Origin of the sequence: Photobacterium sp. TLY01, from assembly GCF_021432065.1 — a bacterium.
Lineage (GTDB): Bacteria > Pseudomonadota > Gammaproteobacteria > Enterobacterales > Vibrionaceae > Photobacterium > Photobacterium halotolerans_A.
The window spans coordinates 1,087,413-1,109,787 of the sequence record NZ_CP090365.1 but is presented as its reverse complement, the minus strand read 5'-3'; the positions used below and the strand labels follow the sequence as shown (position 1 = coordinate 1,109,787).

Annotated in this window: 22 protein-coding genes; 9 read left to right on the top strand and 13 right to left on the bottom strand. The window is 47.9% G+C overall.

Annotated features, from left to right (window positions below; all coding sequences use genetic code 11):
• The first annotated feature begins 141 nt into the window (after window positions 1–141).
• The gene (locus tag LN341_RS20760; RefSeq protein WP_046220923.1) at window positions 142–798 is read left to right on the top strand and encodes a glutathione S-transferase family protein; all 657 of its coding nucleotides are present in this window, start codon (window positions 142–144) and stop codon (window positions 796–798) included.
• Window positions 799–953: 155 nt separating this feature from the next.
• Window positions 954–2,147, top strand: coding sequence for a DEAD/DEAH box helicase (locus LN341_RS20755; protein ID WP_046220922.1), 1,194 nt, complete (start codon window positions 954–956; stop codon window positions 2,145–2,147).
• A 48-nt stretch (window positions 2,148–2,195) separates the two neighbouring features.
• Here LN341_RS20755 and LN341_RS20750 read toward each other — a convergent pair whose 3' ends face one another.
• The gene (locus LN341_RS20750; RefSeq protein WP_052729986.1) at window positions 2,196–3,065 is read right to left on the bottom strand and encodes a lipase secretion chaperone; all 870 of its coding nucleotides are present in this window, start codon (window positions 3,063–3,065) and stop codon (window positions 2,196–2,198) included.
• Between the two features lie 3 nt (window positions 3,066–3,068).
• Window positions 3,069–3,977 (bottom strand): triacylglycerol lipase, encoded by a 909-nt coding sequence (locus tag LN341_RS20745; protein ID WP_234206610.1) that lies wholly within the window; start codon window positions 3,975–3,977, stop codon window positions 3,069–3,071.
• A 474-nt stretch (window positions 3,978–4,451) separates the two neighbouring features.
• On the opposite strand from LN341_RS20745, the gene LN341_RS20740 reads away from it, so the two are divergent.
• Both LN341_RS20740 and LN341_RS20735 read left to right on the top strand, forming a co-directional pair.
• Window positions 4,452–5,228, top strand: a complete 777-nt coding sequence (locus LN341_RS20740; protein ID WP_046220920.1) for a hypothetical protein — start codon at window positions 4,452–4,454, stop codon at window positions 5,226–5,228.
• Window positions 5,229–5,370: 142 nt separating this feature from the next.
• On the top strand, window positions 5,371–6,714 hold the full coding sequence (locus tag LN341_RS20735) for a D-serine ammonia-lyase (RefSeq protein WP_234205627.1): 1,344 nt from the start codon (window positions 5,371–5,373) through the stop codon (window positions 6,712–6,714).
• On the opposite strand, the gene LN341_RS20730 is transcribed toward LN341_RS20735, so the two are convergent.
• The 8 genes from LN341_RS20730 to LN341_RS20695 all read right to left on the bottom strand — a co-directional run bounded on the left by LN341_RS20730 (window position 6,711) and on the right by LN341_RS20695 (window position 12,746).
• A complete protein-coding gene (locus tag LN341_RS20730; protein ID WP_234205625.1) occupies window positions 6,711–7,292 on the bottom strand; it encodes a hypothetical protein in 582 nt (193 codons plus the stop codon). The genes LN341_RS20735 and LN341_RS20730 overlap by 4 nt on opposite strands.
• A 29-nt stretch (window positions 7,293–7,321) precedes the next feature.
• On the bottom strand, window positions 7,322–7,894 hold the full coding sequence (locus LN341_RS20725) for a hypothetical protein (protein ID WP_234205623.1): 573 nt from the start codon (window positions 7,892–7,894) through the stop codon (window positions 7,322–7,324).
• Window positions 7,895–7,970: 76 nt separating this feature from the next.
• Window positions 7,971–8,597, bottom strand: coding sequence for a hypothetical protein (locus LN341_RS20720; RefSeq protein ID WP_046220916.1), 627 nt, complete (start codon window positions 8,595–8,597; stop codon window positions 7,971–7,973).
• Window positions 8,598–8,820: 223 nt separating this feature from the next.
• Complete coding sequence (locus LN341_RS20715; RefSeq protein ID WP_046220915.1) at window positions 8,821–9,219, bottom strand: hypothetical protein; 399 nt, start codon at window positions 9,217–9,219, stop codon at window positions 8,821–8,823.
• A 167-nt stretch (window positions 9,220–9,386) separates the two neighbouring features.
• Window positions 9,387–10,172 (bottom strand): helix-turn-helix transcriptional regulator, encoded by a 786-nt coding sequence (locus LN341_RS20710; RefSeq protein ID WP_234205621.1) that lies wholly within the window; start codon window positions 10,170–10,172, stop codon window positions 9,387–9,389.
• Window positions 10,173–10,597: 425 nt separating this feature from the next.
• Entirely contained in the window at window positions 10,598–11,809 is a 1,212-nt protein-coding gene (locus LN341_RS20705) for a type II toxin-antitoxin system HipA family toxin (protein ID WP_234205619.1), read from the bottom strand.
• Window positions 11,810–11,811: 2 nt separating this feature from the next.
• Window positions 11,812–12,066: a helix-turn-helix domain-containing protein gene (locus LN341_RS20700; RefSeq protein WP_046220912.1), complete on the bottom strand. Its 255-nt coding sequence runs from the start codon at window positions 12,064–12,066 to the stop codon at window positions 11,812–11,814.
• Between the two features lie 164 nt (window positions 12,067–12,230).
• On the bottom strand, window positions 12,231–12,746 hold the full coding sequence (locus LN341_RS20695; protein ID WP_234205617.1) for an NUDIX hydrolase: 516 nt from the start codon (window positions 12,744–12,746) through the stop codon (window positions 12,231–12,233).
• Window positions 12,747–12,975: 229 nt separating this feature from the next.
• Here LN341_RS20695 and galE point away from each other — a divergent pair, with 229 nt between their 5' ends.
• From galE to LN341_RS20680, 3 genes are all read left to right on the top strand, one after another.
• Window positions 12,976–13,995, top strand: coding sequence for a UDP-glucose 4-epimerase GalE (gene galE / locus LN341_RS20690; RefSeq protein WP_234205615.1), 1,020 nt, complete (start codon window positions 12,976–12,978; stop codon window positions 13,993–13,995).
• Window positions 13,996–14,186: 191 nt separating this feature from the next.
• A complete protein-coding gene (locus tag LN341_RS20685; RefSeq protein WP_234205613.1) occupies window positions 14,187–16,061 on the top strand; it encodes a PhoX family phosphatase in 1,875 nt (624 codons plus the stop codon).
• A 270-nt stretch (window positions 16,062–16,331) separates the two neighbouring features.
• Window positions 16,332–17,672, top strand: coding sequence for a DEAD/DEAH box helicase (locus LN341_RS20680; RefSeq protein ID WP_234205611.1), 1,341 nt, complete (start codon window positions 16,332–16,334; stop codon window positions 17,670–17,672).
• Between the two features lie 72 nt (window positions 17,673–17,744).
• Here the strand turns inward: LN341_RS20680 and LN341_RS20675 are convergent, their stop codons facing one another.
• Genes LN341_RS20675 through pdhA form a run of 3 tightly spaced genes read right to left on the bottom strand, consistent with a single transcriptional unit; the run spans window position 17,745 to window position 20,963 of the window.
• Complete coding sequence (locus tag LN341_RS20675; RefSeq protein WP_234205609.1) at window positions 17,745–18,902, bottom strand: dihydrolipoamide acetyltransferase family protein; 1,158 nt, start codon at window positions 18,900–18,902, stop codon at window positions 17,745–17,747.
• On the bottom strand, window positions 18,899–19,882 hold the full coding sequence (locus tag LN341_RS20670; protein WP_234205607.1) for an alpha-ketoacid dehydrogenase subunit beta: 984 nt from the start codon (window positions 19,880–19,882) through the stop codon (window positions 18,899–18,901). The genes LN341_RS20675 and LN341_RS20670 overlap by 4 nt, the downstream gene beginning before the upstream one ends.
• The gene (gene pdhA, locus LN341_RS20665) at window positions 19,875–20,963 is read right to left on the bottom strand and encodes a pyruvate dehydrogenase (acetyl-transferring) E1 component subunit alpha (RefSeq protein ID WP_046220905.1); all 1,089 of its coding nucleotides are present in this window, start codon (window positions 20,961–20,963) and stop codon (window positions 19,875–19,877) included. The genes LN341_RS20670 and pdhA overlap by 8 nt, the downstream gene beginning before the upstream one ends.
• 301 nt (window positions 20,964–21,264) lie before the next feature.
• Here pdhA and LN341_RS20660 point away from each other — a divergent pair, with 301 nt between their 5' ends.
• Complete coding sequence (locus LN341_RS20660) at window positions 21,265–21,714, top strand: MOSC domain-containing protein (RefSeq protein WP_046220942.1); 450 nt, start codon at window positions 21,265–21,267, stop codon at window positions 21,712–21,714.
• A gap of 193 nt (window positions 21,715–21,907) precedes the next feature.
• The gene (locus tag LN341_RS20655; RefSeq protein ID WP_234205606.1) at window positions 21,908–22,372 is read left to right on the top strand and encodes a hypothetical protein; all 465 of its coding nucleotides are present in this window, start codon (window positions 21,908–21,910) and stop codon (window positions 22,370–22,372) included.
• The last annotated feature ends 3 nt before the right edge of the window (window positions 22,373–22,375 follow it).

Here is a 22,375-nt window from a genome sequence, read left to right as displayed (position 1 = left end):
GTATTGGATGACTTCAGGAAAAGTGATGAATATCCATTCTGAATCCTGATAGGAGATATCAAAATTATGCGTTAGTCAGCATAGCAGCAAAGGCGTAAGGTGTACTGAAACGTTCAAGACGACCCAGTATGAGGACAAAAGATGCAATTGATTATCGGCAATAAAAACTATTCAAGCTGGTCTTTTCGTGGCTGGCTGATGCTGGTTCAGAATGGTATACCGTTCCATGAAAACAAGCTCACGCTGTTTAGTGACAATTTTTACCGCACGCTGGAGGTTTACTCGCCGGCCGCGAAAGTCCCTGTGTTAATCGATGGTGATGTCACGGTTTGGGATTCGCTGGCGATCTGTGAGTACATCAACGAAGCTTACTGTCAGGGACGTGCCTGGCCGCAGGATAAGGTCGAGCGGGCAAAGGCTCGGGCAATCAGTTGTGAAATGCATTCTGGCTTTACGGCACTGCGCAATGAAATGCCCATGAACTGCCGTGCCCGACGGCACATTGAGTTGTCTGAAGCGGCGCAGCATGATGTCGCACGGATTGATCAGATCTGGCGCGAGCAGATGCTGAAATATAGCGACAATGGCGGCTGGCTTTTTGGTGAGTGGAGTATTGCCGATTGTATGTATGCACCTGTCGTGCTTCGTTTCAGAACATATGGCATTGAAGTGTCCGATCTCAGCAAGCTCTATATGGACAAAGTGCTGCAGTCAGCGCCGGTCAAAGCCTGGCTGAAAGATGCGCTGCAGGAAACCGATATTGTGCCGGAAGATGAAGCGGGCACAGACGTTGTTTAAAGGGTTTGATTTAGCCTCGGCTTCCCTCTCAATATTCAGGGAGGGAAATCGGGAGATAATTCTTCTCACTGGTCAGCAGACTCCGTGGTAAACTCCCGCGCTTGATGTAGGGGCTGCTCTACTTTTACCGCGTTCAGATCAACCAGGGGCGATACATGCCATTTTCTACTCTCGGACTTAGTGCACCACTGAATAAAGCAGTGGCCGAGCTGGGTTACACAAAACCGACAACGATTCAGGCGAAAGCCATCCCTGTGATACTGGAAGGGCAGAATCTGATTGCTGCCGCCCAGACAGGTACAGGTAAAACAGCCAGTTTTGTGTTGCCAATACTGGAAAGACTGAGTCAAGGTCAGACCCAGCGTAAAAAGCGCGTTCGTGCCCTTATTCTGGTGCCAACCCGTGAGCTGGCGATGCAGGTGGAAGAAAAAGTCACCCATTATGGTAAGCACCTGGGTTTGACGTCGCTGGCGATGTATGGCGGTGTCGATGAGCAGCAGCAAAAGCAACGGCTGATCGATGGCGTGGATGTGCTGGTGGCAACGCCGGGCCGTTTGATCGATATGTATGGTCAGCGTGCTGTATATTTCGAAGAGATCGAGATGGTGGTGCTGGATGAAGCCGATCGCATGCTGGATATGGGCTTCATCGAAGCCATCAATAAAATCCTGGATCGTCTGCCGGAAAATATTCAGTTTCTGCTGTTTTCTGCCACTTTGTCGAACAAGGTGCGGGATCTGGCAAAATCCGTCGTCGAGAATCCGTACGAAATCAGTATCGCGGCGAATCAGGCATCAAAAGCGAATATTACGCAATGGTTGGTGACGGTCGATAAAGACAAGAAATCTGCGCTCTTAAGTCATCTGATTCTGGAAAACCAGTGGGATCAGGCGCTGATCTTTATTGAAACCAAACATGGTGCAGCGAAGCTGGCCTCTCAGCTTGAAAAGCGCGGTATTGAAGCCGAAGCGTTTCACAGCGGGCGTAGTCAGGCGATACGAGCACAGTTACTGGCCGATTTTAAAGCAGGCAAGATTAAATATCTGATCGCGACTGGCGTTGGTGCCCGTGGGATCGATATTGAAGAATTGCCACGTGTGGTCAATTACGATTTGCCTTTCCCGGCAGATGAGTACGTCCACCGAATTGGTCGAACCGGACGTGCAGATGCGGCCGGTGAAGCAATCTCTTTTGTGTCAAAAGATAACTTCAAAAACCTGTGCATGATTGAAAGTCGTCTCGGGCATTTGATTGAGCGTCGGGAAGTCGAAGGTTTCGCACCGAAAAAACCTGTCCCTGTCACTGTGCTGAACTACGTTCCGAAAAACAAACGTCCCAAAAAAGACTGATGTTCTAATGCTAGTTTGCCCTGGCCGGATAGCCGGGGCATATTCTGTTTACTGACTTTGAGCAACGAGCTGATTATCCCGAATCGATTCCAGAGCCTGGACACGTCGGATCTGGCTTGCGGAAAATGAGGTCTGCCTGAGTTCATGTAACGCCTGCTGCGCTTGTTCTTTTGCCAGGTTGTTATCCGTTAAAATCACATCTCGCTGCTGAAAATAGTGCGCCAGCTTTATTTCAAAATCTGCACGTGCTTGACGCAAAGTTACCAGCCTGTCAGCAGCTTCTGCCCCCACTAATGCTTGTTGTCTCAGATACTTCTCCTGTTCGTCTAATCCGTTTGTGGCTTGAAGCTGAGACAAAATTGCTGCATTTCGGTAGCTCTGCTGCATGACTGGGGGAAGGGTATTGATTTCCTGTTCCCAGGCAGCGTCGTAATCGTCCTGATTGATCATGTGATCTTTTAATTCAAGTTGCCGCAAGGCGAGTTGCCGCTGCATATTTTCTTCACCAAACAGCTTTTGTTGTTCTTCGGCACTGAAAAAGGCAGACTGGGTTTGCATCACCTGATCGTTCAATCGCTGCAGGCTTTCCGTATGTAATGGATACCGGGTATCGGGGTTAATATTGCTCAGTGCCATCCGATATTGAATGAATCGCTCAAACAAGTCGTTGTCCAGCTGATAAGCATTCGGCTGACCGGCATTGTAAGTGTTGAAATGTGCCTTGAGGGTTTCAAGATCTGCTTCTCCAAGTCCTGACAGAAAATAATCAAACGTATCGCGAGATGAATAAGTGTCTACCTTGGTGTCTTGCTGGGAAGGCACTTGTATAGCGGGTGCATCGGAGATCGTTGGGTCGTAGAAACAGACCGCACTTGCCGCTGCGACTACACCAATGAGTGACAGTACGGTCTTTTTCATGATTTATAAGCCTTGTTGTTGTAAACGGTTCGCATGCTGGCGGTAAAGTGTGGTTGGTGCGGTTTCGAACAAATGCGTAATGCCCAGCAAGCCATTGATTTCATCAAGATGATTCATTTGATAATCATCACGTATCACTTTGCCCAGGTGTGAACTGCAACGTCCGACCAGCCCATCATTCGGCTCGTCAAACGCCAGACCCAGTACTGTCATTGCCGCATCGGTCGGGTCCAGCGCATTGGTGAAATTGCTCGTCCCACTCCACGAGAAGTAATACACGCCATTGTCGGCGACATAATCTCCTTCACCGCATCGGGTGGTGGGGATGCCTTCCGGGTACTTCTGATTAAATGCCAATGAACCTTCAGTGGTGAGCGCGGCTAGTGAGGCAAGCGGGTCTTGTGGTAATTCACTGCCGCCGGACAACAGATTGATCAAGGTGACCAGTCCCTGTGCCAGTTCAACGGCAATACCTTCCGGCAGTGAGCCTTCCGGTACTGTGCCCCGGACAATATCTGCAATGCGCGATCCTTTGTTCACACCGCCGATACTGGTCACGGACGCCACCAGTTCAGGTGCTACTGAAGCCACGTAACGTGCAGTAGGCCCACCGTGGCTGTGTCCGATCAGGTTCACTTTTTCTGCGCCGCTGATGGCCAAAACGTCTTCTACTTGTGCCAATAGCTGCTCACCGCGTAATTCAGTGCTGTTGGTGGCAGAAACCTGAGCAACATAAACAGTCGCGCCGTCTTTATTCAGTGCATGTGGGATACCGTAGAAGTAATCGATCCCTGCCAGAGAATCAAAACCAAACAGTCCATGAACCAGGACGATGGGATATTGGGTCTCGGTATAGCCTTTTCCTGCTACACCGGTAGTACTGCTCCCAGCCTGACAGGTAAAGGCTGCGATACAACAGATGAAGAAACTGATGAATTGTTTCAATGTAACTCTCCTTGTTAGACCTCCGATGAGTTGGAATCATAGTGTTTACTTTGCGCTTGTGTGCATAAATGTTAATAAATTGTGATCTATGTGTTATTTTTGTGGCGTCTGGGCTGTCTGAGTTTATGCGGTATCGCTGATACTGCTAATCAGTGCTTGTTGAGTAGTTGTTGTTATCGATCGGCAGAATCATTTCAGACGATGCGTTGCAGAAGCGAAACACATTTTTAGTCTTATTCATAATGACTCTTGATTTATTTCATTGCTTTGATGAATATTTTTTATACGGATGAATAAATGTATTTTTATTCATAGTTAAAATGTGTTTTGTTTAAATAGATAAGGTGTGAACTCCCTGAGTTAATTTTTTATTGAAAATGTTCGCATATAAACCATGGGAAAAATTAATGGTTATATCAATAGATATTTAAAAGGGATGCTATGAAGCAAACAAAAATGTTAAGCATGGTATTACTGTCTTTAATGTTGACCGCTTGTGGCGGTGATAGCACTGGGCCAGTGATAAACCAAGATAATCTGATGAATAATAGCAACACAACGAGCAATAATGACACGAGTCACAGTGATTCAGATACCACAACGTCTATTGATATTGATGGCATTTATGTCGACGTTGATAATAATGTTGTCATGATGGTTGATGAAGACACTGAAGATGGTGGTTTTGTGTTGCTGGATACTGATGACAGCGCTGTTGTGATGAATACATCGCATACGATAAGTGGTACCAGGATGACGGCAACAGGTATTTCCTACCTTTCAAGCTCGGCGTATTCCATGAACATGGAAGACAGTGTCACGCTGACCTTCTATCGGCAGTCAGTTTCTTTTATGGGCGTTATTAACGATCAACTTACGTCATACAGTCTCGATCGAAACAGTGGCAGTCTATCTCTTGAAACCCTTGATGGTACTTATACGAATTCAGAGACGGGCGATACATTTTCTATTGATGTAGCGGGCAACTTTACGATTAATGGTGGCTGTACGATTTCAGGAACTGTGTACCAGAAAAAACATTATTACCGAGATGATGCTGCATCTGTGACAGGATGTTCAGATGCAACTTTCGATCGCGATGACTATCAATTTATTCTATTTACTTTAATTGTTGGCGACACCAATTATCTGGTCACTATTGCTGACAGTAGTGTCGCTACGTTATGGCGCCTCATGCCACTTGAAGAGACACTATAGTAAGTGAGCCACCAGAAAGGTGGCTTTTTTGGCGCTGTTTTTTTGATTTCTGTCTCGACATCTTTTCAGACACTTTGACACCGCATAGAATCGGGGTTTCTCTGCCAGTTAACAATCGTCGGCAACATTGAAGGAACCTGCCATGACTCTCATTGATGTGGAAAAGCTTAAGGTTGATCATCCATTACTCAATCAATTGATCGCTTTGGAGGAAGTGTGCTGGTTTAACCCGGCTGTGACCTGTGTCAGTGAAGCCTTACCTTACGTCGGTTTGGATGTTCAGGACATTCAGGATGCCAGTGACAGACTAGCGAGATTTGCGCCTTTTCTGGCCCTGGCATTTCCTGAAACGGCAAAGACACACGGTTTCATTGAGTCTGAGCTGGTTGATATCCCAGCGATGAAGCAGTGCCTTGAAGCGCATTATGGCACTGAGATTGCGGGTCGTTTGATGCTGAAAAAAGACAGTCATCTGCCGATTTCCGGTTCGATTAAAGCGCGGGGCGGTATTTATGAAGTGCTGGCGCATGCTGAAAAGCTGGCGACAGAAGCCGGACTGTTATCTGTATCTGATGATTACAGTCAATTGTATTCGGATACTTTCAGGGACTTTTTCCGTCAGTACAGTATAGCGGTAGGTTCGACAGGCAATCTGGGGATGTCGATCGGCATCATGAGTGCCAAGCTGGGTTTTTCTGTATCGGTTCACATGTCAGCCGATGCCAGAGCGTGGAAAAAGCAAAAACTCAGAGAACATGGCGTGAATGTGGTGGAGTATGAGCAGGATTATGGCGTTGCGGTCGAAAAAGGGCGCAAAGAAGCAGAGAAAGATCCGCGCTGCTTTTTTATTGATGATGAAAACTCCCGGACTTTGTTTCTTGGCTATTCTGTGGCCGGAGAGCGTCTGAAAAAGCAATTTGAAGCGCAGGGAATTACTGTTGACGATAAGCACCCGCTGTTTGTTTACCTGCCATGTGGCGTCGGGGGCGGGCCGGGTGGTGTTGCCTTCGGATTAAAAATGGCGTTTGGCGATCACGTCCACTGTATTTTTGCGGAACCGACCCATTCGCCCTGTATGTTGCTGGGCGTGCATACAGGATTGCACGATGCAATCTCTGTCCAGGATATTGGCCTGGATAACTTAACGGCCGCCGACGGTCTTGCTGTGGGTAGGGCGTCAGGCTTTGTGGGGCGGGCGATGGAAAGAATGCTGGACGGGTATTTCACGCTGTCGGATGCGCACATGTACCGTTTACTGGGACAGTTAGCGCACAGTGAGGGCATTGAGCTTGAGCCGTCTGCTTTGGCGGGTATGCCCGGTCCCGTGCATGTCAGCCGAGCGCATGACTATGCCGTTCGAATGCGGCTGGATCAGCAGAAAATGCGCAATGCCACTCATCTTGTCTGGGCAACGGGCGGTGGCATGGTGCCACCGGAAGAAATGGCGTCGTACCTTGCCAAATCGGGTGTGGATATAGTCTCTTAAACAGATACAATCTGAAACGTCAGGGGGCTGGACTCAGCCCCCGGTTGTCCGCCCGTCATCGTAATGTCGATGCGGGTTTTGTTGTAAATATCAAACCTTGCCAGACTCATGTTTATATTGATAGGGTGTATGCGCTTTCCTTGTGATGTCCGCAGATCTGCCGCGATATAAAACTCGTCTGTCAGCCGAAACGACGTGTGGCAGTGAGTGCTTAAAGGGTGACCCGCAATGATGCGATTGTTTTTCAGTAACTGAATGCCTGTATACTTATTATTGATGGTTTTCCTCACACAAATAATGTTGGTGTCCTGAGTAATGAGCAGGCCCTGTTCGTCGTGATGGGGAAGTTTCTCCGGAAATAAATCTCTGACAATACTGTAATTCCCCTGATCATCACAGAGCCGGTAACTGTATTTCCTTTCGATACTGAAAGGATGACGCCATCTGTACTGGCAGTGTGGTATGACTTTCCATGCGATGGACCTTGCTTCTTCATTCAGATGATTTCTCTGAAAGATGGTGACACTCGGTAAATGAGTGTTCAGTGATAAATTTCGAAAGCAAATATCCGTTTGCATACTTCCTCCTTCGCTGGACGGCGAACGTATCAGTCATTACTTTTCAATAAAGTACTGAAGCCCATAATGTAGCCGAGTTCTTCTTTTTGAACTGGATCGAGACCGTACATAAAATGAACCCGAAGAAAAATGTCCATGGTATTACTTTCCAGTGCCACCCATCCTTTGGCGGTAAAGGCGTTATTACTCTCACCATTTGAATCAGATTGTGTATCCTGATTGTTATCCGGCTCAGTGCTGGTTTGTTCTGATGTGGCGACAGTTGTTGCCTCGCTGTTATCTGGCGTACTCTCAGGCGCTGAAGTTGATGTTTCACTGCTTTTGTCAGCCTCAGGCTCAGCGGAACCGACCGGCGCTTCAGGTGCAGGAATGTCTGTTTGTCCTTGTTCGGTCGTTAATGCCTGAATATGACTGCTGATACCTGCCGGATTATTCGTGTAATCTGTAATGGTGATGGCTGCTGAGATAAACGTGCCGTTATCACTATATTGCGGAATACCGGTGATCTGGATGCCATTATATGGTGCTTGACTATTGGGTTTATCTTTCCAGTCGCCAGATTGCCAAGTGTGAGAAGCTGAGGTTGTTTGAATGTCTGTCATGATCATGCCTCTTCGCAGAAAAAAGGAATTGAAGCAGGTGTTACAGTCACAGCTGTAACACCTGGGTTAATGATGCTTATTTGTTGATGTTTTCCAGATGGAATTCAAATGGTGAAGCTGTTGGCCCTGAACCACCACCGGTCATCACAAGATCGGCACTTTGAATGCCGAACAGGTTAATTTCAGTGTTCACTTGCTGGATAATCGCAGAATTCATCACTTCCCCTTCGATCACCTGGGAAACAACCCCGACGAAAATGCTTGGATGGAATTGGAAAACCCCTTTCTGACCCGGAGAAACATTGGTTTTAGCAGCCAGCAGCTTTCCGTCACGATAGATATTGGCATTGATCGAACCACTGCTCAGGTTATTACGCACTTCGACTTCTTGTTGAGATACGGCGGGTGAACTGGCAAGCCGCAGGACATCACCGGAAGTATCTTTGACCATTTCATAAGCCTGACCATCGTAAGCTGTCATTTGGGGGGTATAGTTCCCAAAGGAGTCACTTGCGCAGACTTCAAATTTCAAAGGATAAACGAAAGGATGGTTATCATTACGCCCGCAGTTTTGGATAACACGCCAGGCAATGGCGATTTCGTCAAAACTCTCGGCGACATTTTTCTGGAAAATAACCACTTCGCTGTTGTTGACATCATTAGAGCGGTTAATGAAGTTTAAGTTGATTTGTGACTGTGACATATTATTTTCCTCATCGATTAACTGACGTTTGTATTCGTTGGTTAAGGTGCTTGAGTTTTCAGGCACACGTTAAAGGTAATACTATTTTTTACTGGAAACCTTTGTTTCATACCTTATTTTCTTTTTGATATCTTGGTGTTCGTTTTTTAATGTGATGGACTTTGTTCTTTCAATAAAAAAGCCCATTGAATGGGCTCTTTACTTGTGGCAGGAGACGGATGGGCTATGGCGCTGTACCCGTCACCTGATAGCTGTCGGCATGATCAAAGCTTTGATTCAGTGCTGATTGCACTTTCCTTAATACCCCTTGCTGATTGGGTTGATCGTTCGTCATTGTTTCTTCAGATACATTGACGTGAGCAACAGTGCTATTGCCATTCACGCCATTGACCTGAACCTGAAGATTATGAAAACGATAGTTACCTTGCATAAAGGTGCCCTGCATGTCCAGACGCATAATTTGGTTTTGGACAATGGTGCCTGCATTATTACGGTAAATATCTGCATAGGTCAGTTGTCCGATGACATTGTAAACCGCTTCTTTCTGATTGTTGTTAAACACATTGGGTGAGCCAGGGAATAAATTATTGATGGGGCCTGTTTGTTGTACGTTAATTGCCATGATAAAGTTCCTTTTGACGTTGTAGTGAATTTTCCTATCTTGTTCTTAGACGTTGAAAATGACTTTCTCAGAACAATTTAATGTTAGGCAATGTTAGCCTCTTTTCCTTTGATAAAATCACCTGAATCTTTGAGCGACTCATGGTTTATGGTGATTTCTGTGGTGCTTTAATCCTGAATTGAGGATTTAAAATTCTTTCTAAACTGACTCGGACAGTGATGGTAGATTCGCTTAAATGCAGTTGAGAAGTTATTCGAATCCATATATCCCACTTTTTCTGCGATTTGTACAATGTTGAGTGATGATGTTTCGAGCAACTCTGCTGCTTTATGCATCCTTTGTTTTCGCAACCACTCGAAGACAGTCATGCCTAAATGATCTTTAAACACCTGGTTCAGTTTGTTTCTGTTTGTACCAAGTACCCGACAGAGTGTCTCTAACTTGATATCTTCAGATATCGCGTCATTGAGGTGTGTGATGCACTTTTCAATTAGTATGAGCTGTGAATCCATGGAATGCCTGATCGTACCGATGTCTCTTCTCTCAGTGAAGGGAACATTCTTTATCGGTGTGTTTTTTGTGTTTTTGTCTGTATGCAGTATGTGTTTTATTCGATAGTCTATCTCTTTACTGATGAATGGACAGCTGATGTAATCAGTAATACCAATATCAAATAACTGCTTTTTTCGCTCAAATTCACTGTTAATGATTGCAATGAATGCTGGAGGTGTTGTCTGTTGCAGAATAAACCGAAATGATAACGCATTTTTTGCGAGCGTTATGCGCTCAAAATCATTGTTGATGGCATCAATAATAATTAAATTTGGCGTGTCTCTGAATTGTAGCTGTGAAATATTATTTATGCTTTTTTGTATGAAAAGTATGTCCGTATTGAGTAACTTCTCTTGCAGTTCTATGGCGTAATTTGTTTTTTCACTCAGAACCCAGGCCAATGCAAAGTATTTTTTTTACAGTTTGTTATATTCATATCGATATTCCTTTATTAATTTATTCTTATGTTGGCGTACTGTGAAGTAACGCTCTGACGTTATCTGTGTTAGCCATTTTATTGCTTTCACATCAGTAACTTTAGGGAATGATATCGATACTGCCTTTGAGACAATCACTTACAGCTTTGTATGATGCACTATGATGCTGCTGACATTGCTCTGAAAGTTGATCACTATTGCGATTGGTATTTTTTTTGTGAACGCTTATGACAAAGGTGCCATTGCTGCAGTCTATAGTTCGTAGGCCCGCTAATCTTCTCTGATATACATGCGAACAGAACATTGATTTAACATTTTGACTTGTGAAATGAATAGGGTAATGTCCTGTTTAAATCTGCTTGAGGAAATATATTGCTGTTTCAGGCGAATTATTCAAACTTACGTTTTTTGTCGTGCCGGTACGACTTTGCGCTATAGCTGGACACCATGGCCCCAGAAACTGACTTGTCGATGGAGGCTTTCAGCCCTTCCATTAACCGGATTTCATCGGAGCGATTGATATAGTCTTTGATGTCGTGTGCCAGTTTTTCAATGATCTTATCAGCCTGCCGAATCCTGAAACTGGTGGACTCAGCCAGCTTTAACAGATGGTGCTTATCTGGGAAGACTTTGCTGTTCGCCATCTTCAGTGCCATTTTATTGTCAATGGTGTCGTAAATCAGGGTATGAGTGATATCAAAAGGCGGGGAAACAAAGATGTGTTTCATGTCTTGTGTGTATTGCAATGCGAAGTTCTTCAGATGTGCATCACCGTTGCCGATCAGGCAGTTGAAAACAATGTATCGATACATTTTTTCCACCTCAGCCAAACTATTGGTGTACAGGTGGGTTGCTTTGAGTAGCGTTTCGTAGCTGCCGGTATATTTGGCATCCGGGTTGTTGGGCTTTTTCAACAAGGTCGTGAAATCTTCATATCCCAGTAACTGGCCCTCTGGTTTATCAAAACGTTCGACAATAAAGGTTTCCATATTGTCAGACAGATAGGTGGCTGGCGGTTCTAATCCGCAATAGCGTGCTGCTTCCATACAGACATATTCGTTGACCGTCAGCAACGGAAACTCGGTATCGAAGGATTTAACAATCAGATCTTTTTGTTCTACTGTTCGGTCGGTTTTGGGAATACTGACTTTAGGCTGCACACCGGCCAGCGCATTGCGCAGATAATATTTCTCGAGCAGTTGCGGGAATAAAGGCGTGCTGCCCTGATAAGTCAGAATGTCAGTCAGGGATACCGAATCCGCCTCGGGAAGTTGCAATTCACTTCGGTAACTGAGCATACCGATGCTGTGTTCACCCTGCAGGGCGAGCAGGTACATGTCGTTGACCCGGGCATATCTTGCCAGTTTTTCAGCAATGAACCGGCGATTGAAGCCCTCAGGCAGATTCTGCGCAAAAATAGGGTGTAGTGCGCCGGAGGCATAGCCATCCAGGTTGGATTTTGTCATGGTGAGGGAGACATGGCGCCGAGTTTGTATTGGCTGATAATGGTGAACAGAACCGTGTGTTAACACACCTAATTCATCTTCATCCAGACACACAGTTATCTTTTCTATTTTGGCGGGCAGGTGATCCAGGGTCATGCTCAATCCTCGTCAAACAGTGTGTCAATATCATCCCAGTCAGGTAACTGATGTTGCTTCGGTGATACCTGCAATTGCAAGCCAACGGCATCCAGGTAGCGCTCGAAAATGTCCAGAGAGCCGGTAAAGCGGCCGTTTTCAATTTCTGACAGGGTGGTTTTGTTAATGCCGGTCTGTTCTGCCATGGCTTTCTGTGTCGCGCCTCTGGCTTTTCTCGCCGTAGCGATTGCTTTACCTATGCTCTCTCGGTTGGCCATTTTGAAATCCTGTTCGCTATATAGCAAACAGTGTAGTTGATTACGTAAAAGTTATCTATATAGCGAACATAATGTCGATGGTTACATTTGTTCGCTATATAGCTAACAGTGAAAGTGAGCAATATAAAGCCGGGGGTCTGGAATACGACAATGACTGATTGTCGTCAGATGAGCCCCATAACCTGTAATTTCAGAAACACGGCCAGTGTTTTAGCATCCTGAATCTCATTCCGGCTCACCTTTTCAAGAAAAGTGTTCACTGTCAGCGTAACGACTTCGAGAATTTCATCTGAATCAAGTTCACCTTGGGCTGGAGAAAGGTTTTTGGCCAGAAAGACATGCTGCACTTCATCACAAAAGCCAGGGACCGGCAGAAGTTCCCCCAATGCCTGCCAATCACTGGCGGCGAGCTGTGTTTCTTCGGCCAGTTCCCGTTTCGCACAACAGGCGATATCTTCTCCTTTTTCCAGAGTGCCTGCCGGGAATTCCAGAATCCAGCGTCCGATTGCAGGGCGGTATTGGCGTAACAGAACCAGTTCCCCGTGCGCCGTGACCGGCACAATCACCACAGCGCCCGGATGGCGGACTGTGGTAAAAGTGATGTCGCGTCCATCCGGCAATTGGTGTGTGCCTTGTTCTACGGAAAAGCCTTTCCACTGGCACAGGGTCTGTGATGTCATATTGCCTCTATATGTTTGGATAACTGAATGTGTCAGCCAGTGTAACACTGAACACGGATAAGAGTGTTTATCGCTGTGAACATGCATCGCCTGAGATTGATTCAAAAGAAAATATCTGTTTGGCAGCTCATTGAAAGCGCCACAGGGAATGCGTCTGATGACGGTGTAAGATTCTCTGATATACTCAGCATCTGCAGCAAAATGAAGAAGCAAAAAACAAGGAGATTGTATGCGCGTTCTGGTCACAGGCGGTATGGGGTATATAGGCAGTCATACCTGCGTACAAATGATAGAAGCGGGAATGACTCCGATCATTGTCGATAACCTGTACAACAGTAAGAAGACCGTGCTGGAGCGAATTGAAAAACTGACCGGTGTCAGACCAGCGTTTTTTGAAGGTGATATTCGTGATCGTGCTTTTCTGGATAAAGTCTTTCGTGAGAATGATGTTGAATCAGTGATTCACTTTGCAGGCTTGAAAGCCGTCGGTGAATCGGTTGCAAAGCCGCTGGAATACTATGACAACAATGTTCACGGCACACTGGTACTGGTTGAAGCAATGCGTAAAGCCGGTGTGAACAGCATTATTTTCAGCTCTTCGGCGACAGTGTATGGCGATCCGGCAAGCGTGCCGATTCTGGAATCTTTCCCGACCAGTGCAACCAATCCTTATGGCCGCAGTAAGCTGATGGTCGAAGAGTGCCTGACGGATATCCAGCATGCTCATCCTGAAATGAGCATCACACTGCTGCGTTATTTCAATCCGGTTGGGGCGCATGAGTCAGGGGAAATGGGTGAAGACCCGCAAGGCATCCCCAATAATCTGATGCCGTTTATTGCTCAGGTCGCTGTGGGCCGTCGGGAATTCCTTTCTGTATTTGGCGATGATTACCCAACAGTGGATGGTACAGGTGTGCGTGATTATATCCATGTGGTCGATCTGGCAGATGGTCATGTCGCTGCACTGACGCACAAAGGCAAAGAAGCCGGCCTGCATATTTACAATCTGGGTACGGGCAATGGTCTGAGTGTTTTACAGATGGTTGAAGCCTTTGCAAAAGCCTCAGAGAAAGCGGTGCCGTATCAGATCGCGCCGCGACGCCCCGGTGATATTGCAGAATGCTGGGCAGATCCAAGTAAAGCAAAGAAAGAACTGCACTGGACAGCTTCCCGTACTGTGGATCAAATGACGCTTGATACCTGGCGCTGGCAGTCTCAAAACCCGCAAGGATATCCGGACAGTCACTGATCGGATTCAGTCCAATGTAAAAACGGCTCTTCATGAGCCGTTTTTTTATGCAGGCGTGATACGCTAACTCGCTACTTTTCAATGCCTTTTCATCGTTAAGACATATAACTTTCATGTGTTTGTAAGATTTAGTGCATATGCTCCGCTCGTTAAATCTATTTGGATATGCGAAGAATAATAAGGAGCATACGATGTGGAAGCGTGATGAGCAGGACTCGCAACTAACAAAAATGATTGAGGCGAGATTATCGCGCCGTCATTTTCTGACTGGAACCGCTGCCGCTGGTGCCGGGGCATTTCTGGCATTAAACCCGGTAGCCAAAGCCGTGGCTGCTTCACCTACATCCTCGCTGTTGAATTTTGAACCTGTGCCCGTTTCTACCGCTGACACAGTAGTGGTACCAAAAGGCTATAAGGCAACCCCGCTGATGTCATGGGGCGATCCGATCTTTCCTGGTGCACCTGAATTTGACCAAAGCGGAAAACAGGATTCACGGGCACAAGAGCGTCAGTTTGGTGATAACACGGATGGTATGAGCTTTTTTGCTATCAGTGAAGACCGCGGTGTTCTGGCTATCAATAATGAATACACCAACTACGAGTACTTGTTCGATCATAAAGGCAACAACATGACGGCTGATGATGTGCGTAAGGCACAGGCGGCTGTCGGCGTGACTATCGTGGAAGTCGTGCGCAAAAATGGACAGTGGGTGATCGATAAAAGCGGCAAACGAAATCGCCGTATTACAGCCAATACCCCGATGATGCTTACAGGGCCGGCTGCGGGTCACGAACTGATGAAGACCAAAGCTGATCCGGCAGGAACCAAGCCATTAGGTACGTTCAATAACTGTGCAAACGGTCAAACGCCCTGGGGCACTTATCTGACCTGTGAAGAAAACTTTGATGATTTCTTCGGCAGTGATGAAAAAGGTGAAGTAAACGCAGATCAGGCCCGTTATGGCATTTCTGCATCAGCCAGCGACTACAAATGGCATCAGCATGATGAACGTTTTGATGTGCTGAAAAACCCGAATGAAGCCAACCGTTTTGGCTGGATCGTCGAGATCGATCCAAATGATCCGCAGTCAACGCCAATGAAGCGCACGGCATTAGGCCGCTTTAAACATGAAAATGCGGCGCTGACACTGAATCAAGACGGCCATGCTGTGGTGTACCTGGGGGATGATGAGCGCGGCGAGCACCTGTACAAGTTCGTTTCTAAGCACCGTTATCAGCATGGCAACGATGCAGCGAATCGCAAGTTGCTCGAAGAAGGTACACTTTATGTTGCCCGGTTCGATATGAATGACGATCAGTTGAAAGGTCAGGGACGGTGGATTGAACTGACGTTCGGCAAGCATGGGTTAACACCGGATAATGGCTTTAACGATCAGGCCGAAGTGCTGATTTTTGCCCGTCGTGCTGCCACTCAGGTCGGCGCCACCACGATGGATCGCCCTGAATGGGTCGCCGTACATCCGGACAACAAGCATGTATTCTGTACATTGACGAATAACAAGAACCGTGGGAAAGAAGGTCAGCCAGTGGGTGGGCCGAATCCGCGGGCGAAAAATCACTACGGTCAGATTGTGCGCTGGATGCCATTGAATGGCGACCACACCAGTGAAGGCTTTGTCTGGGATCTGTATCTGATAGCGGGCAACCCGAGTGTCCATCATGGTGACTTGTACGCTGGCAGCGACAACATCAACACCGGCAATATGTTCAACAGCCCGGATGGTATTGGGTTCGATAGCGCAGGTCGTTTGTGGATTCAGACGGATGGCAACTATTCGAACAAAGGGGATTTTGCCGGGCAGGGCAATAACCAGATGCTGTGTGGCGATCCCATGACAGGCGAAGTGCGCCGGTTTCTGACTGGACCGGTCGCGTGTGAAATTACCGGGCTGACATTCTCACCGGATCACAAAACGATGTTTGTGGGTGTTCAGCACCCGGGCGAAGAAGGTGCACCATCGCATTTCCCTTACGGTGGGAACACCAAACCGCGCTCGACCATCATGATGATTACCCGTGAAGACGGTGGCGTGATTGGCGCGTGATGATGAAACATTAACAGCGCAATAATCACCAGACGAAAATGGCCTCAGTAACCGCTGAGGCCATTTTGTTTCAGACTGACCAGCCTTTGATTAGGATTGGACAAAGCAGCGGTGATCGCAGCGTGTGGTGCACTGTCTTGTTATCTTGTCGTGGTGAATCAAGAGAACTATGGTATAATCCGCCGCTAAATTTTCTTCCGGCTGTGAGCCAGATCACGGGCAATCAGCAGGAAATCGTCTTATTTTAGAGCGTTTTACCGGAGCAATACTTTGCACTTTAAAGATCTTGGTCTTGATCAGCGACTGCTGAAAAAATTGAGTCATATGGCCTTCTCGCAGGCGACAGAAATCCAGCAGCAAGCCATTCCTGTTGCGATTGCTGGAAAAGATTTGCTGGCTTCCTCGAAAACCGGTTCCGGTAAAACTCTGGCATTTTTGCTGCCGGCCATGCAGCGCATGTACCGTGGTAAACCCTTTACTAAGCGTGATCCGCGCGTGGTTATTCTGACGCCGACCCGTGAGCTGGCTAAGCAGGTTTATGCACAATTACGCACCCTGAATGCTGGTACACCTTATGACAGCACGCTGATTGTCGGGGGCGAAAACTTCAATGATCAGGTCAAAGCGCTACGCAATGACCCCATGTTTGTGGTGGCAACACCTGGCCGTTTAGCGGACCATCTGGAGCACCGCAGCACGCACCTGAACGGTCTGGAAATGCTGATCATGGATGAAGCGGATCGTATGCTGGATCTGGGCTTTGCGCCGGAGTTGCGCAAAATACACCAGGCCGCTGATCACAGACGCCGTCAGACGCTGATGTTCTCTGCTACGTTAGACGATCCGGAAGTGATTGATATCGCATCTGAAATGCTCAATGACCCTAAGCGTATTGCCGTTGGACATGCGGCGCAGGATCATGGTGATATCGAGCAGCGTTTTATCTTGTGTGATCACCTGGATCATAAACAGGCTATTTTGGACCGTTTGCTGGAGCAGGAAAATTATGACCAGGTCATTATTTTTACCGCGACACGAGAAGACACAAACCGCCTGACTGAGTTGCTCAATGAGCGGAAACTCAAAGCGGTGGCCTTAAGTGGTAACCTGAATCAAACCCAGCGTAATAACATCATGAGCCAGTTTGAGCGGAATGTTCACAAGATTCTGGTCACGACGGATATTGCGTCACGGGGTTTGGATATCAGTAAAGTCTCACATGTGATTAACTTTGACATGCCCAAGCATGCTGAAGAGTATGTTCACCGGATTGGTCGTACAGGCCGCGCTGGTAATAAAGGCGATGCGGTGTCGCTGGTGGGGCCGAAAGACTGGAAAAGCTTTAAGAATGTGGAAGCTTTCCTGCAGAAACAAATCAGTTTCACCGCTCTGGAAGGACTGGAAGGTAAGTTTAAAGGGCTGAAACCTGCACCGAAGAAAACGTATCAACCGAAGAAGAATACCAAGGCGAAGCCTCAGCAGGATAAAGCCAAAACGGCGTCTAAACCGAAGAAGAAACTGGATAAACGTTTCTACGATAATATGGCGGTTGGGGACAACGTCTTTATGCCGAAGAAGAGAAAACCTGCAGATCCGTCAGCGGACGAATAACGAAAATCGAGACAGATGAAAACAGGCCAGCTTTGCACTGGCCTGTTTTTTTATGCGTTAACTTTTTATGTGTTAACCATGCGGTTTTGACAGGTGCTGAACAAGGGCCCTGACAAACCGGGCTGCTTCCCCTCCGGTGCAGGCCCTGTGATCAAAGGTGACAGACAGCGGCATGGCTTTCACAGACAGCGGCTTATTGTCCTTCATCACGAGTTTATCAATGAGCCGGCCTGCGCCCACGATGGCAACCTGAGGCGGTGTGACGACAGGCGTGGCATAAATACCGGCAATCGCACCGAAGTTAGACAGTGTGATGGTGGCATGCTGAAACTCTTCACGGCCAATTTTTCTGGCTCTGATCCCTTCTGCGGTTTCGTCGATCCAGCGTCGGATGGCTTTCGGATTCAGGCTGCCTGCATCTCTGAGTACCGGGACATACAGGCCGTGAGGGCTGTCGACCGCGATACCGATATTAACTTTTTGGTGGACGCAGCGCGTCATGGTTTCGGCATCAAACCAGGCATTCAACGCTGATTCCTGTTCACAGGCAGAAACGATGGCCTGAATAATCCGGGTGGTGATGTCTTCGTCTTTCGGCCACTTGTCCAGCAATGCTTCTTCAGTGATGGTCACAGCGGCGACTTGCTGATGGGCTTCTGTCATGCTGCCGACCATCGTCCGGCGAGCGCCTTTTAGCACTTCAGTGCCGGGCAGTTGCTGATCGCAGGCCCGGTATACATCGGCTTCGACAATCACGCCATTGGGTCCGCTTCCGTTGATCTGCCTGAGGTTTACCCCCAGTTTCTGAGCCAAAAGCCGGGCGGCTGGTAAGGCGCTGATATGTTCAGAGGACGGTTTTACCTGACTGCCAACCCAAAACTCATCAGCACTGACGCTCTGTGCGTGATTGGAGACGTTGCCGACCACTGTGGCGGCATCGGCCCGGTGGGACTTTTCTGGCTGACTGGTTTCTTTGGTATTGGCATCGGTTGAATTTGTTTCGTCGATCTCCAGCAGCAAGCTACCAATGGAGATGACATCACCTTCATTACCGTGCCGACTGACAATGGTGCCACTGTAAGGCGCAGGGACTTCAACGGTGGCTTTTGCTGTTTCAACGGTCAGCACGACCTGGTCGACTTCCACGGTATCACCGACACTGACATGCCATTCAATAATTTCTGATTCGGCGAGTCCTTCGCCCAGATCCGGCAAGGAGAATGTTTTCATTTCCATCCCTCCACAAGTTGTTTGGCCGCAATGACAATGTCGTCTTTTTGAATCATGAAATATGCTTCATTGCGGTAATAAGGCATGACGGTATCCATACCTGTTACCCGAATCGGTGGCGCTTTTAACAGGCACAATGCTTTCTCAGACACTTGTGCTAGCAGTTCGGCACCGACACCGCAGGTCTTACTGGCTTCATGCACCACCAGCAAGCGGCCTGTTTTTTCCAGCGAAGCAATAATGGTGTTGATGTCGATAGGTTTTATCGATGCCAGATCGATGACTTCGGCTTCAATGCCCATTTTTGAGAGTTCGTTCACTGCTTCCAGGCTTTCGACAACGCAGGCTCCCCAGGTAACTAATGTTAAATCTCGCCCTTTACGCAATGTGAAACAGGTATCGAGCGGAAGCGCTTCACCGTTATCGATAACATCGGATTTTACTGTCCGGTAGATACGCTTGGGTTCGAAGAACATCACAGGGTCATTGCTGCGGATCGCCGCGAGCAGCAGGCCATAGGCACGTTTTGGCGAGGAAGGGATAACCACTTTCAAACCCGCGGTATGGGCAAAAATGGCTTCTACACTTTCGGAGTGGTGCTCCGGGGCATGGATCCCGCCGCCGAACGGCGCTCGGAAAACGGCAGGGCAGGTGAGCCGGCCGCGGGTACGGTTACGCCAGCGGGCCGCATGGCAGATCAGGTGTTCTAGTGCCGGAAAGACAAAACCCTGAAACTGGAACTCAGCAACCGGACGTAGCCCCTGGCTTGCCATGCCTATGGTAACGCCGCCAATCAGAGACTCAGCTAATGGTGTATCAATCACACGCTTTAAACCGAACTCTTTCTTCAGGCCGACAGTGGCACGAAATACGCCGCCGTTATCGCCCACATCTTCACCCAGTATGACCACATTCGGATCCTTGGCCATTTCATGATGTAGCGCGAGGTTGACGGCTTCCAGCATGGTCATCTCAGCCATGGCGGCCTCCCTGCATGCGCATTGCTTTATTGATAATGGCATCCCGTTGGGGATGGATGTCATCCGTGGGTTGTTCATAAAGATAATCGAAGGCGGACTCAGGGGGCTGAGGAGGAATCGCCAGATAGCGTTCGACTGCATCTTCCACGACCTGACGACAGTGAGCCAGCCACTGTTTTTCATCATTCTCAGACCAGGCATCCTGCGCGACAAGGAAAGCCTTCAGGCGTTTGACGGGTTCATATTGCCAGGCTTGCTGCAGCTCATCTTCGCTTCGGTAACGGCTGGCATCATCAGCGGTTGTGTGATCACCCAAACGATAGCTGACGGCTTCGATCAGGGTGGCGCCTTTGCCTTTCCGCGCTCGATCCAAACTTTTCATAATGATGTCGTACATGGCGATGATGTCATTACCGTCGACTGTGATGCCGGGTATGCCGGCTCCTTTGGCCTTATCGGACAGAAACTCGGCGCCGCATTGTAATTTGCGGGGCACAGAGATCGCCCATTGGTTATTGTTAATGACAAAGACCAAAGGGATATTCCAGGCGCCGGCACAGTTAATGGATTCTAAGAAATCTCCTTTTGATGTCGCGCCATCACCACAGGTGACCAGCGCAGCATGATGGCCCCCCTGGATTTTCAGTGCGGCAGCAACGCCGACAGCATGGGTACATTGCGTGGCAATTGGCACACAAAAGGGAAGATCACGGCAGGGCTGGTCGTTAAATGCAAAATCACTGCCTCGCTCATCGCCACCCCAATACTGGAGATTTTTCTCCATGGCTATTCCGCGTGCCCACATGGCAGGCATATCGCGGTAGTAAGGCACAAAGACATCGTCTTGCCGGAGTGCCCGGCCAACAGCGATACCTATGGCCTCTGATCCTAAATGAGACGGGTAGGTCCCGAGTTTACCTGTACGCTGAAGTGCGACAGCTTTGTTGTCGTAAACTCTGGTCAGTACCATGTCCCTGTAAAAGCCTTGCAGCGTCGGGATATCCGCCCATGCCGGAAGCGGCGAGAGCAGTTGTCCCTGATAATCTAAGTAGCGGTGCATACTTGTGGCTTGAACATTCATATCAAGCTCCTTTTGTCACTGCCCGAAACCATGAGGGCAGAAAAGTCACAGTTGTGAATTGTGTATTGCTAACCCCGGCTATCCCATCCATCTTTAGCGCTGCAATAAGTTTCGATGCAACCTGATTTTTTTGGGTATAGTAGATGCGTTACATACACGAAGTGGCGAACACTTCTAATTGTAATCAAAGTGTTAAAAAGTGCGTTGGTTACACATTGCCAACTAAGTAAAGAATTCGGTACAGCATGAGATTTTCCAGTGTTTAATGCTGTATTCTGATGAGCGCCAGGGAGATGTTTGGATGAAGTTAATTGGAATCGCCAGACGTAAAGCGTCACGTGCTGTTATGGAAGAATTAAATCAAGTTAATGTAACCTGTGAAAACGGTGTCGAAGGTGACTTTCGTGGTAAACCTGGCAAGCGGCAGGTGACGGTCCTGTCCCTTGATTCCTGGCAAGATGCATGTGATGAAGTGGGGGAGACATTGCCCTGGACCATCCGCCGAGCCAATCTGCTGGTGGAAGGAATGCGCTTTTCCGAGCGTAATGTCGGTGATGTGATCTCTATTGGGAGTTTACAGCTTCAGATTACACGAGAGACGGATCCCTGCCCCCGAATGGATGAGCAATTTCAGGGCATGACTCAGGCACTCAGACCAGAATGGCGTGGTGGTGTATGCTGCCGTGTGCTGTCTGAGGGAGATATTCAGTTGGGGGACAGCGTTCAGCTTGCCACTCAGGTTGAGTCCTGAGTTCCTAAGGCCTAGGTTCCACAGACGTAGTTTTCACAGGCGTCGGTTTCTCAAGAAAGAACAAGATGCCTCAGTGTTAAGAAATCGCGGTCTTAACACGTGTTGAACAGCGCATTTCACACATACTTTTCTATATATTGAAGGGCCGAGAAAGGCTGATGCGGCCCGGATTCAGGAACGGGAAGTGTGTGAAATGAAGTTGTCTTTTGTGGTCTTTATTGCCTGCTTTGCGGCATCTGCCTGTTCTTCGCAACGGGGCAGCGATAATGTCTATGCCCAGCAGGAGAGATATGTCCAGCAGGCCTGTTACAGTCATTCCGCGATAGACAGCTACGCTGAGAACTTCAACACATTCCTGACGGAACGAAAAAAGGAATTGAAAGTGCTTCGTCCTGAGCTCAGTTCGGAGAATTACCAGCAACTGGATACAGCACTCAATCATTTTGCTGATTATTGGAAAACGCTGAATGAGGAGCGGGATCTTGCGTGTGAAGAGCAGGCCGCCTGTGAATTCATGCAGTTGAAATCACCCCAGATAAAAATCGCTGATTCCGAAATGTGCGATGGGACAAAGTTCATCTACAGTGTCAGTCGGGCCAAGATCATTTCATTTTTTAGTGATATTGAGCGGCTGCAGTTGCAGCGCACTGACTTTTAACGG

Coding starts and splice junctions, on each gene's coding strand:
- pdhA (WP_046220905.1), bottom strand. CDS start 20,963: ATGAATGTTCAAGCCACAAGTATGCACCGCTACTTAGATTATCAGGGA.
- LN341_RS20725 (WP_234205623.1), bottom strand. CDS start 7,894: ATGACAGACATTCAAACAACCTCAGCTTCTCACACTTGGCAATCTGGC.
- LN341_RS20705 (WP_234205619.1), bottom strand. CDS start 11,809: ATGACCCTGGATCACCTGCCCGCCAAAATAGAAAAGATAACTGTGTGT.
- LN341_RS20675 (WP_234205609.1), bottom strand. CDS start 18,902: ATGAAAACATTCTCCTTGCCGGATCTGGGCGAAGGACTCGCCGAATCA.
- LN341_RS20695 (WP_234205617.1), bottom strand. CDS start 12,746: ATGACATCACAGACCCTGTGCCAGTGGAAAGGCTTTTCCGTAGAACAA.
- galE (WP_234205615.1), top strand. CDS start 12,976: ATGCGCGTTCTGGTCACAGGCGGTATGGGGTATATAGGCAGTCATACC.
- LN341_RS20730 (WP_234205625.1), bottom strand. CDS start 7,292: ATGCAAACGGATATTTGCTTTCGAAATTTATCACTGAACACTCATTTA.
- LN341_RS20720 (WP_046220916.1), bottom strand. CDS start 8,597: ATGTCACAGTCACAAATCAACTTAAACTTCATTAACCGCTCTAATGAT.
- LN341_RS20760 (WP_046220923.1), top strand. CDS start 142: ATGCAATTGATTATCGGCAATAAAAACTATTCAAGCTGGTCTTTTCGT.
- LN341_RS20750 (WP_052729986.1), bottom strand. CDS start 3,065: ATGAAAAAGACCGTACTGTCACTCATTGGTGTAGTCGCAGCGGCAAGT.
- LN341_RS20685 (WP_234205613.1), top strand. CDS start 14,187: ATGTGGAAGCGTGATGAGCAGGACTCGCAACTAACAAAAATGATTGAG.
- LN341_RS20755 (WP_046220922.1), top strand. CDS start 954: ATGCCATTTTCTACTCTCGGACTTAGTGCACCACTGAATAAAGCAGTG.
- LN341_RS20715 (WP_046220915.1), bottom strand. CDS start 9,219: ATGGCAATTAACGTACAACAAACAGGCCCCATCAATAATTTATTCCCT.
- LN341_RS20700 (WP_046220912.1), bottom strand. CDS start 12,066: ATGGCCAACCGAGAGAGCATAGGTAAAGCAATCGCTACGGCGAGAAAA.
- LN341_RS20735 (WP_234205627.1), top strand. CDS start 5,371: ATGACTCTCATTGATGTGGAAAAGCTTAAGGTTGATCATCCATTACTC.
- LN341_RS20670 (WP_234205607.1), bottom strand. CDS start 19,882: ATGGCTGAGATGACCATGCTGGAAGCCGTCAACCTCGCGCTACATCAT.
- LN341_RS20655 (WP_234205606.1), top strand. CDS start 21,908: ATGAAGTTGTCTTTTGTGGTCTTTATTGCCTGCTTTGCGGCATCTGCC.
- LN341_RS20740 (WP_046220920.1), top strand. CDS start 4,452: ATGAAGCAAACAAAAATGTTAAGCATGGTATTACTGTCTTTAATGTTG.
- LN341_RS20660 (WP_046220942.1), top strand. CDS start 21,265: ATGAAGTTAATTGGAATCGCCAGACGTAAAGCGTCACGTGCTGTTATG.